Consider the following 16,742-nt stretch of genomic DNA (forward strand, 5'->3'; position numbering starts at 1 on the left):
AACGATGTGAGTGGGGCGAGGTTAGGAGCGCACGAGGCGCGCGATCGCGGCGTTCGCCTCGCGGAGCTTCTCCTCCGCGAGCGGGCCGCCTTCGGCGGTCGCCTGCGCGACGCAATGCGCGAGGTGGTCTTCCAGCAGCGACAGCGCGACGGACTCCAGCGCCTTCGTCGCCGCCGACACCTGGGTCAGCACGTCGATGCAGTACACGTCCTCGTCGATCATCCGCGCGATCCCGCGCACCTGACCCTCCGCGCGGCTCAGCCGCGCCAGCAGCGCCGGCTTGTTGTCCACATACCCGTGTGCCATCTCGCACCTCCACCCACAATCTACCATACCCTGTAGGGGTACAGGGTGTAGGGTGAGGTCATGACCGGCATCCAGGAGCCGCGGCCCGCACAGACCACCCGTTGGCACGTCGTGACGGGCGGTCCCAGCTCGGGCAAGACCACCACGGTCAACCTGCTGCGGGGCCGCGGGTACACGACCACGATCGAGCACGCCCGCCACTACATCGACCTGCAACGGATCACCGGGCGCAGCACCGCGGAGGTGCGGGCACGGCAGAGCGAGTTCCAGCGCGCCGTCGTCGACATGCAGATCGAGCAGGAACGCTCCCTCGACCCGCAACAGACCGTGTTCCTGGACCGTGCTCTGCCGGACTCGCTCGCCTACTACCGCTTCCTCGGCCTCGCCCCCGGCACCGCCCTGCTGGGCGCGCTGGCCGGCGCCCGGTACGCGACGGTGTTCCTGCTTGACCTGCTCCCGCTGGCGCCCGACTACGCGCGCACCGAGGACCCCGCCGCGCAGCGGCGCATCCACGACCTGCTCGGGCTGGTGTACCAGGAGCTGGGCTTTCCCGTCGTCACCGTCCCCGCACTCGCCCCCGACGCGCGCGTCGACTTCATCCTCGAACGAGCATCGGTCGGCACTCCAGCCGAGAGGGGCGTGAGCTGATGGGCGCGGGGAGTAGCCGGTACCGGCAGATCGGGGCCGTGCTGCGCCGGCACGGACTCGGCGTCCTGGCCGGCGTGCTGGGCCTGGGCGGCTTGGTGCCGTTCCACCGCGGCGCCCTCGGACACGCCCGGCAGGAGGACCCCTACACGAACCCCGAGCATGTGCGGGTCGCGTTTGAGGAGCTCGGGCCGACGTTCGTGAAACTGGGCCAGATCCTCTCCACCCGGCACGATCTGCTCCCCGCGGCATGGGTCGCCGAGTTCGCCAAACTGCAGGACGACGTCGCCGCGGCACCGTGGGAGGGCATTCGGGACGTGCTCCGTGAAGAGCTCGGCGCCGACCCAGAGCACGTGTTCGCCCAGTTCGACCCGGTGCCGCTGGCGGCGGCGTCCATCGGGCAGGCGTACGCGGCAACTCTTCACGACGGCACCGAGGTCGTCGTGAAGGTGCGCCGGCCCGGCGTGGTCGCGCAGGTGCATGAAGACCTGGACATTCTCCGCAACCTCGCCGACCGCGCCGACCGGCGTTGGGATGCCATCCGGCAGTACGACCTGCCCGGGCTGGTGGAGGAGTTCTCCCGCACGCTGCGTGCCGAGCTGGACTACCTGCAGGAGGCCCGCAACGCCGAACGGTTCGCGCAGGAGTTCGCCCACGCGGCGCGGGTGCGGATTCCCCGCGTGCACGGGGAGACCACGACCTCGCGCGTGCTGACCCTGGAGCGGATGAGCGGGGTGCGGATCGACGACCTGGAGGGCCTGGACGCCGCCGGCATCGACCGGGTCGCACTCGCGCGGCTGGGTGCCGACATCGTGCTCACGATGGTGTTCGACAACCGGTTCTTCCATGCCGACCCCCATCCCGGGAACATGTTCGTGCAGCCCGACGGCGCGCTCGCGCTGATCGACTTCGGGATGGTCGGGGAGCTCACCGAACAGACCACGGACGGCCTCGCCGGCATCGTGCTCGCCTTCACCCGCGACGACCCGGACACCCTCACCACCGCCCTGACAGAACTCTCCCGGACCGCCGACGTCGTCGACCGGGCAGGGCTGCGGCAGGCGATCACCGCGTTCACGGCCCGCTACCGGGGCCGTTCGCTGTCGGAGATCAGCCTCGCAATCATGCTCCAGCAGCTGCTCGGCATCCTGCAGCAGCACCAGCTGCACCTTCCGCAGGAGACGGCGCTGCTGTTCAAAGTGCTGATGATGGCCGAAGGGACCGCGGCGCGGCTGGATCCGGACTTCCAGATGCTCGACGCCCTGCAGCCCTACGCTGAGCAGCTCACCCGCGCCCAGCTGTCCCTGCCGGCTCTGGCCCGGCGATGGGCGCGCGCGGGAGCCGACACCGGGGCACTGCTCACCGAGCTGCCCGCCACCCTGAGCCGGCTCCGGCATCTCCTCGAAGACGGCGGGTTCGAGGTGCACCTACGCGCGACGGAGCTGGAACCTCTCGTCGGGCGCGCCGAACGCGTCGGCAACCGTGTCGTCGCGGGAATGATCGCCGCCGCGCTGATCAGCGGGATCGGCACCCTCGTCGGCGGGAACACGAAATGGCGCTCCCGGGAAGGCGTCCTGATCGGCGCCGGGACCGGCACGATCGGCGCCCTCGGCAGCTATCTGCTGTGGACGCTGCGGCGCCGCCGACCCCGCCCCTGACCCGCGCACGGCTCAAGAACACCACGAAAGGAGACGAAGATGGACAGGATCAGAGTCGGCGTCAACGGGTACGGAGTGATCGGCAAGAGGGTCGCCGACGCCGTCCACGCCCAACCCGACATGCACCTGGTGGGCGTCGCGGACATCGTCACCGACTGGCGAATACAATCCGCCGTCCCGCGGCTGCCCGTATTCGCCGCCACCCCCGACGCGCACAGCGGCATGGTGGACACCGGCATCCGCCCCGAGGGAACCCTCGACGATCTCCTCGCGCAGAGCGACGTGATCGTCGATACGACCCCCAAGCACGTCGCCGCCGGAAACCTGCCCCGCTACCAGGCGGCGGGAGTAAAGGTGATCGTGCAGGGCGGGGAAGCGCACTCGACCACCGGGCACTCCTTCGTCGCCCAGGCCAACTACGCCACCGCGCTCGGCCGGGACCTGACCCGGGTGGTGTCCTGCAACACCACCAGCATCGTCCGCGTCCTCGGCGCGCTCGAAAACGCCGGGCTGCTGCTGCGCGCCCGCGGGGTTACTGGTAGGGCCGAATGTCGCAGGGTGCACTATTCATCCTGGGATTAGTTCAGTCAACACTGTATGATCAGTGCATGCTGACCATTGCTCCACGTCTCGACGTCATGAACCGGCTCGGCCGGGCCATGGCGGACCCGACGCGCTCCCGGATACTGATGACCCTGCTCGACGGCCCCAGCTACCCGGCGGTGCTCTCGCGTGAGCTGGAGCTGACCCGCTCGAACGTCTCGAACCACCTGACCTGCCTGCGCGACTGCGGCATCGTGGTCGCCGAGCCGGAAGGGCGGCAGACGCGCTACGAGATCGCGGACCCGCACCTCGCGGCGGCGCTGACCGCGCTGGTGGACGTGACGCTCGCGGTGGACGAGCACGCGCCCTGCATGGACGCTTCGTGCACGGTGCCGGGCTGCTGCGGGACGGGAGCGGGCGCGTGAGCGCGGCGTGCGGCTGCGAGCACGACGAGCCTGAGACCGCAGTCGGCGAAGAGGCCGAGGAGGCGGAGCGCCCCTGGTGGCGGGACCGCGGGATCATGGTCCCGGTCTTCTCCGGTGTGGCGTTCCTCACCGGTCTGGCGCTGGAGTGGTCCGGGATGGAGATCCCTGCGCTGGTGCTGTTCTGGATCGGCCTGCTGCTGGGCGCGTCGACGTTCACGCCGGGCGCGATCCGGAACCTCTTCAAGGGCAAGCTCGGCATCGGGCTGCTGATGACCATCAGCGCGGTCGGCGCGGTGATCCTCGGCTACGTCGAGGAGGCCGCAGCGCTGGCATTCCTGTACTCGATCGCCGAGGCGCTGGAGGACAAGGCGATGGACCGTGCCCGCGGCGGGCTGCGGGCACTGCTCAAGCTCGTCCCGGAGACCGCCACCATCCGCCGCGACGGCGTCTCGGTCGAGGTCGCCGCGAAGGATCTGGCTGTCGGGCAGCTGATGTTGGTGCGGCCGGGTGAGCGGATCGCGACCGACGGCGTCGTCCGCACGGGACGTTCCAGCCTGGACACGTCCGCGATCACCGGGGAGTCGATCCCGGTCGAGGTCGAACCCGGCGATGCCGTCTCCGCCGGCGCAATCAACACCGCCGGGGCACTGGAGGTCGAAACGACCGCGGCAGGCACCGACAACTCACTGACCACGATCGTCGACCTCGTGGAGAAGGCTCAGGCGGAGAAGGGCGACCGCGCCCGCCTCGCCGACCGCATCGCCCGCCCTCTCGTCCCGGGCGTGCTGATCCTCGCAGCCCTGGTCGCGATCATCGGCTCGCTGCTCGGCGACCCGGAGCTGTGGATCACCCGCGCCCTGGTCGTGCTGGTCGCGGCATCGCCCTGCGCACTGGCGATCTCCGTGCCGCTGACCGTGGTCGCGGCGATCGGCTCGGCGAGCAAGTTCGGCGTGATCATCAAGTCCGGTGCCGCGTTCGAGCGGTTCGGCGTGATCCGCCACGTCGCCGTCGACAAGACCGGCACCCTCACCCGCAACGAGCCCGCCGTCACCGCCGTCCTCACCGTGGACGGTGTGAGCGAGGCGGAGGCGCTGGCGTGGGCGGCCGCTCTGGAGCAGCACAGCACCCACCCCCTCGCCGCCGCGATCACCGCCGCAGCGCCGGATGCCCCTGCGGCGGAGGGCGTGACCGAGCAGGCCGGGCACGGCGTCGAGGGCGAGCTCGCCGGCGCGCGGATCACCGTCGGCAGCCCGCGCTGGCTCGACGCCGGGACCCTCGGCGACCGGGTCGCGGGGCTGGAGGAGCAGGGCATGACAGTCGTGATCGTCCACCGCGGCGGCGTCCCGGTCGCCGCGATCGGCGTCCGCGACGAGCTGCGCCCCGAGGTCCCTGAAGTGGTCCGCACCCTCGCGACCCAGGGCATCGGGGTGACCATGCTCACCGGCGACAACGCCCGCACCGCCCGCGCCCTCGCTGCGCATGCAGGGATCGATGACGTCCGCGCCGAGCTGCGCCCCGAAGACAAGGCCGCCGCGATCGCAGAGCTCGGTGCGAAGGGGCCGGTCGCGATGATCGGCGACGGCATCAACGACGCCCCTGCGCTGGCCGCCGCGGACATCGGGATCGCGATGGGCGCGACGGGCTCCGACGCCGCGATCGAGTCGGCCGACGTGGCCTTCACCGGTCACGATCTGCGGCTTCTCCCGCGCGCGTTCGCCCATGCCCGTCGGGGGCGGCACATCATCAACCAGAACATCATCCTGTCGCTGCTGATCATCACCGCCCTGCTCCCGCTCGCCCTCTTTGGCGTCCTGGGGCTTGCGGCGGTGGTGCTGGTGCACGAGATCGCCGAGGTGATCGTGATCCTCAACGGCCTGCGCGCCGCGTCGACGCGGAAGGCAAGCACGTGACCGCGCAGGACGTCGCCGCCGCGTGACGGCTTGATCCGGGACCATGCGGATGACCTTTAGATTTCACATCAGAGTTCGCGCGCGTTGATCGGCGACTTGCCTGCTGGCTAGGGGCCTATCGGGCGGGCCGTATGCCGGGGTCTAATGGCCATGATCATTTGGTTCCGGTTTCCCTTCGCCTCGGGTCTGTCTTCGTTATGGTCGGGCGAAGGGGCGGGCAGCAGTCGGGGTCGTTTTCGCGGCGGTGTCGCCTGGCACGCGCTGTCATCACGATGCTTGCAACCACCGCGAGGATCAGGAGTGCGGCACCGCCCGTGATCACCCACGGGTTGCGGAGGAGGGTGCCGATCCCTGTGATCGTGCCTCCGACGACGAGAAGTGGAAGGAGGGCGCAGCAGCCGACCACGAGCAGTGCGGCGACGGCCCCAAGGAGCAGGCCACGGCCGCCTCGCTGGTCGTCCTGGTTGGGAGGCATTGGTGTTCTGTCCTCTCGTGGTGCCGTCTCAGCAGCAGGTCTCGGGACCGCAGCAGCTTCCAGACAGTTCGTCGGCACCGGTCCGGGGGCGCTCGAGCATCTCGGTGATCAGGGTGCTGCCAACCTCGAAGGCATCGGCGACCGTGAGGATTTGGGCCATCGGGTGTTCCGTGAGCCATCCGGCGGCGTCCTCGCGGGAAGCGAAGTAGTGGACCTGGTTGCAGAACGAGGAGCGAATCGAGTGCATGGCCTCGGGGCTGACCAAGGACACCACCGCGGTCGCCGGTTCCACGCTAGTGACACCGGCGGTCGAGTCGACGGTGACGCGGATCGTGTCGCCGCTGGCCGGGGAGATCGATTCGACCCGGGCGGGCCGATCGAGGAGCGGGCGAGGCTCCAGTTTCTGATGGGGTGGATCCGCTGTCTGGCGCGCGGTCAGGCGCAGCAGGACAGCATCGACACATCGGTGGTGAAGGCCTTGGCTACGATCCGGATGCCTTCGGCCGTGGTCAGGTACGGGGCCCACGCGTCGGCGACCTCGGTGATGGTCTTGCCGAGGATGTGGACACCTGCGGCGGCGAGTTCGCCGGCGTCCTTGGCGACCGCAGTGAGGCCGAGGATCTCGCCGGTGTCCGCGTTGGCGACCATCTTGATGAACCCGCGGGTGTCCCGGTTCACCAGCGCGCGGGGCACGTACTCCAGTGGCAGGACACGGCAGTCGCAGCGGATCCCGGCCGCGATGACCTCCTTCTCGGTCATCCCGACCGCGCCGACGGCAGGGCTCGTGAATGTGACCCGCGGCATCCGCGTGTAGTCGACCGACGTGCTGGCGTCAGTGAAGGCGTTCTCGGCGACCAACGTGCCGTGCCGGGCTGCGACGTAGACGAACTCGGGGTGCCCGGTGACATCCCCAGCCGCCCAGACGCGAGGGTTGGAGGACTGCAACTGGTCGGTGACCACGACCTCTCCGGCCGCGCCGGTCTTCACTTGCACGGTCTCGAGGTTGAGCCCGTCGGTGACCGGGGCGCGGCCGAGCGCGACGAGGATCTCGTCGGCACGGAACTCCTGCACGCCGCCCGAGACCTCGGCCGCGGCGACGATCTGGCCGGTGCCCGGGTCGCGGGTGACGCGGGTGGGGATGGCGCGGCGGACCACTCGGATGCCCTCGTCGGCGAAGATTTCCTGCAACGCCTTGGAGACTTCCGGCTCCTCCTTCGACGCCAGCCGGGACCTCACCAGCAGAGTCACCTTCGAGCCGAGCCGGGCGAACAACTGTGCCATCTCCAGCGCCACATAGCCCCCGCCGAGCACCAGCAGCGAGTCAGGCACCTCGGACAGCTCCATCGCCGACGTCGAGGTGAGAAAGTCGACGCCGTCCAGCCCCTCGATGGCAGGAGCCCACGGGCGGGAGCCTGTGGCGATGAGGTAGTGGGCGGCCTCGATGGTTTCGACGGTGCCGTCCGCGGCGGTGACCTCGAGGACCGACGCATCCGGCGTGCCGGCGAACGCCGCCTCGCCCTGGCGGACCGGCCAGCCGTAGGCTTCTGCCACGTCGATGTACTTCTCACTCCGCATCGCCTCGACCAGGTCCTGCTTGCCACCCACCAGCCCGTGCATGTCTACCGGGCCAGCGGTGGCGGCGATCCCCGGGAACCGGGAGCCCGCATCCGCGGCCACGTGGCGGGCCTCGGCGGCCGCGAGCAGCGCCTTGGACGGAACGCACCCCGTGTTCACGCACGTGCCGCCCAACGTGCCGCGCTCGATCATCACCACCGACTTTCCCAGTGTGGTGGCGCGGATCGCCGCGGCGAATGCCGCGCCACCCGACCCAATCACGGCCAGATCAAACCTCGATGGCATCCTTATTCCTCCCTGGACATCTTGGAACATCCCGCTGATACACTCATCATGAACCTTCCACCACAGGGGAAGGTCAAGCACGAAATTTGCGACCAGCGAAAAGGGGGGGGCGGGGAATGCGGATCGGAGAGCTCGCCGACGCGGCCGGCACCACGGCGAAGACGTTGCGGTTCTACGAGGACCAGGGGCTCCTGCCGCCGGCCGGGCGCACGCCCAGCGGCTACCGCAACTACACCGCCGAGACCATCGCCCGAGGGCCTTGACCCCGGATCGTGGACACGGTGTCATTTCGGTTATGCCGCTTCCGTGAGGGTAGCTGATCTCGCGGCCGCGTAGGTGTTCTCGTAGCTGTTCGGGGTGATCTGGCCGATCGCGGAGTGGCGTCGGCGCGTGTTGTATCGGTTCGTCCACCGGAACACGGCCCGGTAGGCGGTGGCTTGATCGGGGAACGCCGACGCGCCTTGGAGGAGCTCGCGTTTGAGCGCGGCGTTGAAGCTCTCGGCCAGCGAGTTGTCGGCGCTCGTGCCCACCGCGCCCATGGACTGGGTCACCTTGAGCTGCTCGCAGAGTGCTGCGTAGGCTTTCGACGCGTAGACCGAGCCGTGGTCGCTGTGGAACACTGCGCCGGCCAGCGATCCGCGGTCGCGGTGCGCGCCGCGGAGAGCGCCTTCGACGAGTTCGGTGCGCATGTGGTCGGCGACCTGCCAGCCGGCGAGCTTGCGCGACCCGAGGTCGATGCAGGTCGCCAGATACAGGTTGCTGCCGTCCGCGATGGGGAGGTAGGTGATATCGCCGACATACCTGCGGTTCGGCTCCCCGGTGCTGAAGTCCCGCCCGACCAGGTCGGGGAACTTCCGTCCGGACTGGTCCGGGATCGTGGTCTTCACCCGGCGGCGCAGTCGGATCCCCGCGAGCGCGTGTTCCCGCATCACCCGAGCGACCCGCTTATGATTCACCCGCCCGGCGGCGGGGACGCCGTCGTTGAGGTCGGCAGTGATCCTCGGTGCCCCGTAGGCGCGGTCACCACCCTGCGCGGGGTCCTGCAGCACCCGGATCCGTGCCGCCAACCGGGCGTCGTCCGCGGCTCGCGCGGCCCGTCCCGGGGCTGCGGCCAGCCACGCGTAGAACGAGGACCGGGCGATCTCGATGACCTCACACAACCGCTTCACGCCGTAGGCGTCCTTGTGGTCCTCGACGAACTGGAAGCGGTTCACCAGTTCGTCTCCGCAGCGAAATACTTCGCCGCCTGACGGAGGATGTCCCGCTCCGTCTCGAGCTTGACCTGCTCCGCTCTCGAGACCGCTAACTCGGCTTCCAACCGGATGATCCTCGCCGCCTGCGACTCCGACCGCACCGACACCGGCGGCGACACCGAACCGGCCGCAGCGGTCCCGGATCCGAGCTTGTCGACCCATTCCTTCAACGCACCACGGGAGATCCCCAAATCGGCCGCGATCGCTTTCAGCGTCGCGCCCGGCGTGGACTCGTACAAATCCACCGCACGCTGCCGGAACTCGTCCGTGTAGTTCTTCCTTGCCATCCCTCAGATTCTCGCTTCCCCAGCATCGTGCTGGAATCAGCGTGTCCAAGATCAGGGGTCAAGCCCCCGAATCGACTTCATCCACCGCGGCCAAGCCGCTGGACTCACCCTCGCCCAGATCCAGCAGATCCTCCACATCCGCGACCACGGCCAAGCGCCCTGCAGCCACGTCCGCGACCTCCTCGACGCACGCCTCACCGATATCGACCAGCAGCTCAGGCAGCTCCACGACCTGCGCGACACCCTCGCCGGGCTCCGCGACCAGGCCGAGCACGTCGAGCCCGACACGTGCAGCTCGGATCAGGTCTGCCGCTATCTGTAGCCAAGCCCGGGGGTCTGTCCGATAATTCAGGCAGTCCCACTGGAGGCGCAAGCGTAGCGGGAGGCCATTGGTGCTCAGGTCGAGGTTGAGCGCAGCGCGGGATAGTCGGACCATTCGCCCCCGGAGAGGCGTGCCCAGGCGGCAGCTGATGACGCCGTGATGCCGAGCAGGTCGGACACGATTCGAGGATGCAGTTGTCGGGTGAGGTCCATCAGCGCGGTGACACGAGCGCTGCCGGCGAGGAGTCCTTCTTGACGGAGTCGACGGCTGAGCGGCCCGGGGGTGATCGGTCGGCCCGGGTTCCTGCCCGGGAAGAGCCAAGTGTCGGAGCGGTTGCCGTCGAGCAGCTGGACCATTGCTTCGGCGAGGACTTGGGCAGCTCGATCGGTTCAGTTCCGACCGTCAGCGTCATGGGGCGCGCGGTCGTATCGACTTGTGCGCGGGTGATCGCTGCGATGCGGGTCAGGTGGAGCCCGTAGAACAGGACGAGCAATCCGCTGACTCGCGTCACGGGATCCATGTCGTCTCGCGTGATGAACGCGCGTGCCATCGTCCACCGATGGTCGGCGGCGTAGTCGCGCCCTTCGAGGCGATGGCTGCGGAACTCGACCCGGAGGCGGCTCAGGCGGTGCCGTCGCAGCCACCGGGTGAACGGCGCGAGGGCATCCCGTTGTGAGGGCGAACCGGTGAGGAAGCCGTCGAGAGATCGCTGCGGGTATGTCGTCAGCGTTTCGCCGCTCGCGCGGATCTGCTGCAGGAGGGCCGCGCACCGCTTCAGCGCCGCACGCACCTTCTGATAGGTGGAGCCGGATCGGACGGCCGTAGCTGGTCTGCCCCTGAGTGATCTGCCCGACGGCAGCAGCTCCCAGGTGCAGTACCGCCGTAGGAGGAGCCGGTCCTCGGGATGGGGGACGGTCGGAAGCCACCGTTGGAACCAGTGCTCGAACCTCGCCGCTTGGATGTCGAAATCGGGCAGCACGCCTGAGCGGATGAGGAGCGAGAGCAGGAATGCCACGGACTGGCCGGCGTGCGCTCTGGTCATGATCGCGTCCGCGGTGAGGGGCAGCGTGCCATCGGCGAGCTCACGGAGGACGACCGCACAGCGGCTCTTGTACAGCCACCGCTCGAGGGAGATCGCACTGCCGTGGTGAGAATGTCAACTCGACTCGGTACCGGCATGTCGGCTTGATCCGGGACCATGCTCGATGCTTGGTGTTCGGAGGAATGCGGGTGCGCCAGCGTTCGTCGGGCGCCAGCGGGAGTCCGCTCGCTGTCAGCGGTCGTTCAGTTGACGCAGGGGATGGCGCCGGATTGCATGGGCTGCTGGGAGTTCGTGTAGCTCGCCGGTCCCGTGCTGGTCGGCTGGGTGTTGACGGGCGTCGATGCGGTCGAGTGAGGGGATGCCGACGCGGTCGGCGCGGGCGGAGCGGGCGTGGGCGTTGGTGGGTGGAGAAGTCCGGCGACGGTGGCCTGGATCTTCTTCACGTCGACGATGTTCACGCTCTCCCCGCCGATTGTGCCGAAGCGTTCCACGGGCAGGGTCTGGAAGCTGATGCCTCCGCCGGAGAAGTGCTGCATGTCCGAGGCGAGCGACAGAAGGTCCAGGCCTTGGTCGAGGGCGATGTACTGCTTGGCGGTGTCGATCAGGGTCTGCAGGGTGCCGAAGTTGGTGAACGTCGCCGCGTTACGCAGTTTCACGGCGAGGGAGACCATGAACGCCTGCTGTCGGCGGGTGCGGTCCAGGTCGGTCAGGAACACGCCCCGGTATACGGTGTCGCGGCGCTGACGCACGAACGACATCGCCTGCGACGCGGTGAGTTGCTGCATCCCGGCGGGGAAGTTCGCGCCCGAGTACTTCGGGTCCGCTGTCGCGTGGTTCAGGCAGACCGTGATCGGCTGGACGGCCTGCGCGACACGGTAGAACGCCGCCATGGTGACCTCGACGAAATGATCGATCCGCACCCCGCCGAGGAACTGCGACACCGTGCGGATCTCCGCCTCGCGTGCCGCATCGCGCGCCTGCTGATACGCGTCCGCCTTCGACAGGCCCTGCTTCAGCAGGACGGGGAGCTTCGCGGACAGTTCCCGCCCGTACGCTTCCTTGATCTTGCCGTGCGAGACACCGCCGATGTTGCCCGCGTATTGGACATAGTCATCGCGCGGGATGGATATCCCCACCGCCGGACCGCCGCCGGCGGGGATGTGGATGTAGAGCAGGACGTTCGTGTTGTACCCACCGACGGACGCGTCTTCAGCGTGGATCGCGTTGTAGATGTCCTGCGGGTACGGGTTGCCATTCTCATCGACCCGACTGTCCAGACCCATCACTAGTATGTTCACCTCGCCGGTGTCCTGCGCCACACCCGGCGCCGCGGTCTGCCCCGTGCCGGCGGGCATCGCGATCGCGGACCGGTGGATGCCCGTGTTCAGACTCACCAAGTTGACGACCACGACTGCGACCCCGGCGAGCAGGACGATGACGACCGCCCCGGCGATCAGAGCGACAAGACGTCGCCGGTTGCGGCGGACACGGGCGGAACGAACGACACGACGCGACACCCACCGATCATGCAGACATGAACCTGTGAGGAAGTCGAATGTTTCCGGCACTGGACGGGCTGGCTCCAATCGGCACCCGATCAGCGCGCCGTCAGCGCGTCCTGGCCCGCATCCATCGATCGAACGCGTACACCACGGCGTCGCCCCCGGCGATCGTGCCCTCCAGGCGGGCGGGCGCGATGATCCGCAGGAAGGCGTCGAGCAGTTCGGCGGGCGCGACGATCAGGATGTGGGTGCGGCTGAGCAGGAGGGGTGTGAGGTACTCGGTGAAGTAGTCGCCGGCCTCCTTCATTTCGTTGAGCGAGTTCTGGATGCGGGTTCCCTCGACGGTGGTCGTGATGACCTCGTCGGGGAGGTGGTGCAGGCCCGACATGAGGGTCTTCGCGGTCACATCCGACGGTATCCGGTCGGCCACGATGATGAGGTCCGGTGAGATGCGGCCGGCAAGAGCCTTGATCGCGGCCTCGCCGGCTCCCTCGGCGAGGAGGGCGAGCATCCCGAAGTCACTCATCGCGCGTCCTCCTCGTGATCGCCCGCAGGGCGCTGCCGTGCGTCGGTCGCCCGTTCCCCTCGTCATCGCCGATCGGAGCTGGATCTTCCGACCGCCATGACAGCCCGCGCACCCCGGGCTCGAGCGACAGGCGCGTCACGATGCCGTCGAGGAGCGTGGCGGCGTGGCCTTCGACGAGCAGTTCAGCCTCGAGCTCCTCGATCTCCTGCCCCTTCCCGCCGCTGTCGTCGAGGTGGCTCGTCATGCCGTGCACGACGACGTCGGGCGAGTCGAGAGCGGCGGACAGGCGGGCGCGCAGTTCGGCTTCCCTCCGCTCCAGGACCCGGACGGTCAGCCTGTACGCACCCACCGTCTCGCTCTTGGCTGCGGGGGCGCGGTCGACGAGTCGGCCGAGCGGGCGCAGCAGCAGGTGGATCGCCAGCACGAGGCCGGTCGTGGCGAGGGCGGGGATGACGTGTCCTCCCGCGGCCTGGCAGCCGACCGCGGCGGAGCACCAGAGGGTGGCGGCGGTGTTCAGCCCCTGCACGGTGAACCCTTGCCGGAGGATCACCCCGCCACCGAGGAAGCCGACGCCGGAGACGACGTAGGCGGTGATCTGCAAGGACGCCTGGGGCACGCCGACTTGGATGCCGTAGAGGACGAACGCGGCGGCGCCGAGGGCGACGAGCGCTTGGGTGCGCAGACCCGCGGTGCGGGACCGGTACTGCCGTTCCAGTCCGATGAGCATGCCGCACCCGCCGGCGAGGAGGAGGCGGAGGATGAAGTCGAGGTTGGTCAGCGTCATGGGACGCTCCTTCAGGGTCGTCGAAGTCAGCCCCGACCTGATCCAGGCAGGGCCGGGGGTGACTTCGGAATGATGATGCCGGTGGAGGCCGGGCGGGTCAGCTGCTGCGGGTGCGGCGTTCGCGCTGCCGCCAGTCCTCGGGGATCGCCTCCTCGAGCGGGTCGTCGACGGTGATGACGCCGAGGATGTGCTCAGTGTCGTCGACGACGGGGACAGACAGCAGGTTGTAGTCGGCCATGACGTTGACGACCTCGATGATGTCGTCCGTGGGCACGAGGCTCACCGGCTCGGCCTCCGCCACGTCGCGCAGGAGTGCGGCGGGGTCGGCGCGCAGGAGGGCGACCAGGTCGACCGACCCTGCGAGGCGCCCGGTGTCGTCGACGACGTAGACGACCGCGAGGGACTGCGGCTGCTGTGCGTCCGCGGCGCGGACGGCGCTCCTCGCTTCCTGGACAGTGACGTCCTCGCCGAGGGCGAGGTATTCGACGCCCATGAGGCCGCCGGCTGTCTTGTCCTGGTAGGTCATCAGGCGGAGCACGTCCCGTCTTTGCGTGGGCGGCAGCGCGTCGAGGACCGGCTGGCGGCGTTCTTGCGGAAGGTCGAGGATCGCGTCGACGACGTCGTCGGCGTGCATGCGGCTGAGCACGGCGGCGATGTCGGCCGTGTCGCGGGCTTTCAGGACTTGCGCCTGGTCGTTGTCGTCGAGTTCCTCGATGACGTCGGCCTCGAGCTCGGGGTCGGTGTGCAGGTGCTCGAACAGATCGTCTCGCTCCCGGGATGACGCGTCCTCGATGAGGTCGGCGATCTGCGCGGGCCGCAGACCGCGCAGCCGCTTGAAGCGGGAGCGTGCCGCGGCGGACGGCTCGTGGCCGATGAGCGCCTCGAACGACTTCCAGTCCCGGAAGGCGTGGGCGCCGTGCCCGCGGCGCGAATACCAGGGCCGGGCGTGCACGTCGAGCGCGGCGGCGACCCACCCGCCGGGAATGCTGTCGATCGCGACATCGTAGGCGCGTACCAGCCGGGCGTTGTCGACGTCGATGAGCCGGTGGCCGAGCACCGCCTCTTTGAGGAGGACCTCGCCGTCGCGGCGTTCGAACGGGCGCAGGTCGAGCTTCGCCGTATCGAGCACGACCCGGTCGTCGTCGAGGGCTTCGATGTTCACCGCGGGGACGAACACGGCGGTCGACCCGACCCGGGCCACCAGCCCGGTCACCGCCGGGTAGCCTTCCGGGCCGAGGCGGACGATCACGTCGGCGAGAACGCCGATCTGGTTGCCTTTGGCGTCCTGGATCGGCTGTCGCAGCATGCCCGACAGGAGCGTCCGGGGACGGGTGGTGGTCATGATTGCATCGTTCATCTGTCTCACCGTTCTTTCAAGACCAGCAGTTCAGTGCCCGAGGGCGAGTTGGATGACACGGACGATGACGAGGATCATCGCGATCAGCAGGTAGATGCGCAGCACGCTCAGCCCGAGCCGCCGCCCGGTGGACAGCTTCGGCGGGTTCAGCAGCGCGATAGGAGGCATCCGCCACGAGGCGCGCGCGCTGCGCGGAACCTCGTCCGGGTCGCTGCGCGCGGGGCGACGGACCCGGGCGACTGCGAACCCGACACCGGTCAGCATCGAGAGCACGGCGCCGGCGACGAGGATCATGATGATCTGGTCACCGCTGATGTCCGGGAAGATGACACTCGCCGTCAGCACCAGGGAGAGGATGACGAGCACCGCGATCACGGCGGAGGTGAAGATGTTCAGCCGCCGCCCGTTCACCCATGGGCCGAGCACCTCCTTGTCGTTGCACAGCAGCAGCAGAAAGACGGTGGCCGAGGGCAGCAGCACCCCGGCGAGGACCTGCACCCCGACCGTGATCAGACCCAGCGGGCTGCCCGGGATGACGACGATGATCGCGGAGACGATGAGCAGCCCGGCGAACGCGGCGTAGAAGCCCTTCGCGTCCGACACCTTGCGGTGCAGCGAGTGCTTCAACCCGAGCGTGTCGCCGAGTGCGTACGAGGTGGAAAGGCCCACCGCGGCCGCACCGATGATGGATGCGTCGATCAGGGCGATGGCGAACAGGATGCCGGCGACCCGGCCCACGTACTTTCCGATGCCGGCGGCGACCCCGCCGGCGTCGGTGAAGTTCCCGAACTCGGGGGTGCCGGCGAACACCGCGGCGGGCACCGCGATGAGGATCGTCGCCCCCACGATGACGATCACGATGCCGATCCACAGGTCGGCCTTCTCGTAGTTCATGAACCGCGGCGTGATCCGCTTGTCGATGATGTACGACTGCTGGAAGAACAGCTGCCACGGCGCCACGGTGGTGCCCACGATCCCGATGATCAGCAGCATCACCGTCGACAGCTCGGCGCCGGGCGGGAAGCCGGGGATGAACCCGTGCGCGACCTCCGCTGCGGAGGGGTGTGCCAGGAATGCGAGCGGGACGAGAATGAGGGACCCGAAGATGAGGAACATGCACAGCCGCTCGAACCGGCGGAACGACCCGGTGCTCACGGCGGCGACGATCACGACCGCGGCGATGATCACGCCCGGCACCTCGGGAAGTCCCAGATAGCTCAGCCCCAGGCTGATGCCGAGGAACTCGGTGATGATCGTCAGCGCGTTCAGGATGAACAGGTCGATGACACTGAACGCGCCCCAGAACTTCCCGAACCGCTCGAGGATCAGCCGGGCATGCCCGACCCCGGTCACCGCGCCCAGGCGCAGAACCATCTCCTGGTTCACGTAGAGGACCGGCACCAGCAGCAGCAGCACCCACAGCAGTGCGGTGCCGTAGTTCTGCCCCGCCTGCGTATACGTGCCGAACGCGCCGGCGTCGTTATCGCCGACCATGACGATCAGGCCCGGCCCGACGATCGCCACGAGGGTGCGCAGCTTCGCGGACAGCTTCGTGCGGGGCGCCGTGTCATCGAGCTGGATCGTGCCGAACGCGCCCTCGATGTTCCCCACGTGGGCGGAGTCGAGCACCGCGTGCTGCTGCGTCCGTGGAGTGTTGGTGGTCGTCATGATGCATCGCTTTCTCACCCCGAGTCGGGTGGGCATGGAAGCGGACCCCCAGGCACGGTCGATCAACGACCGCACGGAGGGCACGGAAGAAGACGGCAGGCGAAGAGGCCCGCCCAGGCAGCCCGAGTGGGCGTCTAGAGGAAGAAGGGGGGCGTGCGGAACGCCCAACTATCGTGATC

Annotated in this window: 15 protein-coding genes and 2 pseudogenes; 7 read left to right on the forward strand and 10 right to left on the reverse strand. The window is 68.8% G+C overall.

Going from position 1 to position 16,742, the window contains the following annotated elements; translation table 11 throughout:
• Window positions 1–21: 21 nt before the first annotated feature.
• Entirely contained in the window at window positions 22–306 is a 285-nt protein-coding gene (locus tag JOE53_RS13565; RefSeq protein ID WP_005049572.1) for a metal-sensitive transcriptional regulator, read from the reverse strand.
• Between the two features lie 60 nt (window positions 307–366).
• Here JOE53_RS13565 and JOE53_RS13570 point away from each other — a divergent pair, with 60 nt between their 5' ends.
• Genes JOE53_RS13570 through JOE53_RS13590 form a run of 5 tightly spaced genes read left to right on the forward strand, consistent with a single transcriptional unit; the run spans window position 367 to window position 5,487 of the window.
• Window positions 367–954 (forward strand): AAA family ATPase, encoded by a 588-nt coding sequence (locus tag JOE53_RS13570; RefSeq protein ID WP_005049570.1) that lies wholly within the window; start codon window positions 367–369, stop codon window positions 952–954.
• Complete coding sequence (locus JOE53_RS13575) at window positions 954–2,609, forward strand: ABC1 kinase family protein (protein WP_005049568.1); 1,656 nt, start codon at window positions 954–956, stop codon at window positions 2,607–2,609. Before JOE53_RS13570 ends, JOE53_RS13575 begins: the two co-directional genes overlap by 1 nt.
• 39 nt (window positions 2,610–2,648) lie before the next feature.
• A complete protein-coding gene (locus JOE53_RS13580; protein WP_081767967.1) occupies window positions 2,649–3,191 on the forward strand; it encodes a type II glyceraldehyde-3-phosphate dehydrogenase in 543 nt (180 codons plus the stop codon).
• 26 nt (window positions 3,192–3,217) lie between these two features.
• Window positions 3,218–3,577 (forward strand): Cd(II)/Pb(II)-sensing metalloregulatory transcriptional regulator CmtR, encoded by a 360-nt coding sequence (gene cmtR / locus JOE53_RS13585; RefSeq protein ID WP_060960787.1) that lies wholly within the window; start codon window positions 3,218–3,220, stop codon window positions 3,575–3,577.
• Window positions 3,574–5,487: a heavy metal translocating P-type ATPase gene (locus JOE53_RS13590; RefSeq protein WP_204948025.1), complete on the forward strand. Its 1,914-nt coding sequence runs from the start codon at window positions 3,574–3,576 to the stop codon at window positions 5,485–5,487. The genes cmtR and JOE53_RS13590 overlap by 4 nt, the downstream gene beginning before the upstream one ends.
• A 503-nt stretch (window positions 5,488–5,990) precedes the next feature.
• Here the strand turns inward: JOE53_RS13590 and merB are convergent.
• Together merB and merA are read right to left on the reverse strand one after the other, a co-directional pair.
• Window positions 5,991–6,488 carry an organomercurial lyase gene (gene merB / locus JOE53_RS13595; protein WP_025104814.1) on the reverse strand — a complete coding sequence of 166 codons (498 nt, stop codon included), beginning with the start codon at window positions 6,486–6,488 and terminating at the stop codon, window positions 5,991–5,993.
• Complete coding sequence (gene merA / locus JOE53_RS13600) at window positions 6,398–7,822, reverse strand: mercury(II) reductase (protein ID WP_036286088.1); 1,425 nt, start codon at window positions 7,820–7,822, stop codon at window positions 6,398–6,400. Before merA ends, merB begins: the two co-directional genes overlap by 91 nt.
• Window positions 7,823–7,938: 116 nt before the next feature.
• Between merA and JOE53_RS13605 the strand changes: the two are divergent.
• Window positions 7,939–8,076, forward strand: a pseudogene (locus JOE53_RS13605) (MerR family DNA-binding transcriptional regulator); the annotation flags it as partial.
• A 39-nt stretch (window positions 8,077–8,115) separates the two neighbouring features.
• Here JOE53_RS13605 and JOE53_RS13610 read toward each other — a convergent pair.
• Window positions 8,116–9,362, reverse strand: a protein-coding gene (locus JOE53_RS13610) for an IS3 family transposase (RefSeq protein ID WP_204946851.1) whose coding sequence is annotated in 2 segments (ribosomal slippage) — window positions 8,116–9,050 and window positions 9,050–9,362 — 1,248 coding nt in all. Because the reading frame shifts where the segments join, the coding sequence is not laid out codon by codon here.
• A 58-nt stretch (window positions 9,363–9,420) separates the two neighbouring features.
• On the opposite strand from JOE53_RS13610, the pseudogene JOE53_RS13615 reads away from it, so the two are divergent.
• Window positions 9,421–9,684 (forward strand): annotated as a pseudogene (locus tag JOE53_RS13615) (MerR family DNA-binding protein); the annotation flags it as partial.
• 211 nt (window positions 9,685–9,895) lie between these two features.
• Here JOE53_RS13615 and JOE53_RS13620 read toward each other — a convergent pair.
• From JOE53_RS13620 to JOE53_RS13645, 6 genes are all read right to left on the reverse strand, one after another.
• Window positions 9,896–10,726 (reverse strand): hypothetical protein, encoded by an 831-nt coding sequence (locus JOE53_RS13620; RefSeq protein ID WP_233449581.1) that lies wholly within the window; start codon window positions 10,724–10,726, stop codon window positions 9,896–9,898.
• Window positions 10,727–10,968: 242 nt separating this feature from the next.
• The gene (locus JOE53_RS13625) at window positions 10,969–12,243 is read right to left on the reverse strand and encodes an LCP family protein (protein WP_204948026.1); all 1,275 of its coding nucleotides are present in this window, start codon (window positions 12,241–12,243) and stop codon (window positions 10,969–10,971) included.
• Between the two features lie 91 nt (window positions 12,244–12,334).
• Window positions 12,335–12,754 carry a hypothetical protein gene (locus tag JOE53_RS13630; protein WP_005050432.1) on the reverse strand — a complete coding sequence of 140 codons (420 nt, stop codon included), beginning with the start codon at window positions 12,752–12,754 and terminating at the stop codon, window positions 12,335–12,337.
• On the reverse strand, window positions 12,747–13,538 hold the full coding sequence (locus JOE53_RS13635; protein ID WP_204948027.1) for an MgtC/SapB family protein: 792 nt from the start codon (window positions 13,536–13,538) through the stop codon (window positions 12,747–12,749). The genes JOE53_RS13630 and JOE53_RS13635 overlap by 8 nt, the downstream gene beginning before the upstream one ends.
• Before the next feature lie 97 nt (window positions 13,539–13,635).
• Complete coding sequence (locus JOE53_RS13640) at window positions 13,636–14,880, reverse strand: magnesium transporter MgtE N-terminal domain-containing protein (RefSeq protein ID WP_233449582.1); 1,245 nt, start codon at window positions 14,878–14,880, stop codon at window positions 13,636–13,638.
• Window positions 14,881–14,925: 45 nt separating this feature from the next.
• Window positions 14,926–16,563, reverse strand: coding sequence for an NRAMP family divalent metal transporter (locus JOE53_RS13645; RefSeq protein WP_233449583.1), 1,638 nt, complete (start codon window positions 16,561–16,563; stop codon window positions 14,926–14,928).
• Between the last annotated feature and the right edge of the window lie 179 nt (window positions 16,564–16,742).

Source organism: Microbacterium laevaniformans, from assembly GCF_016907555.1.
In the GTDB taxonomy this organism is placed as follows: domain Bacteria; phylum Actinomycetota; class Actinomycetes; order Actinomycetales; family Microbacteriaceae; genus Microbacterium; species Microbacterium laevaniformans.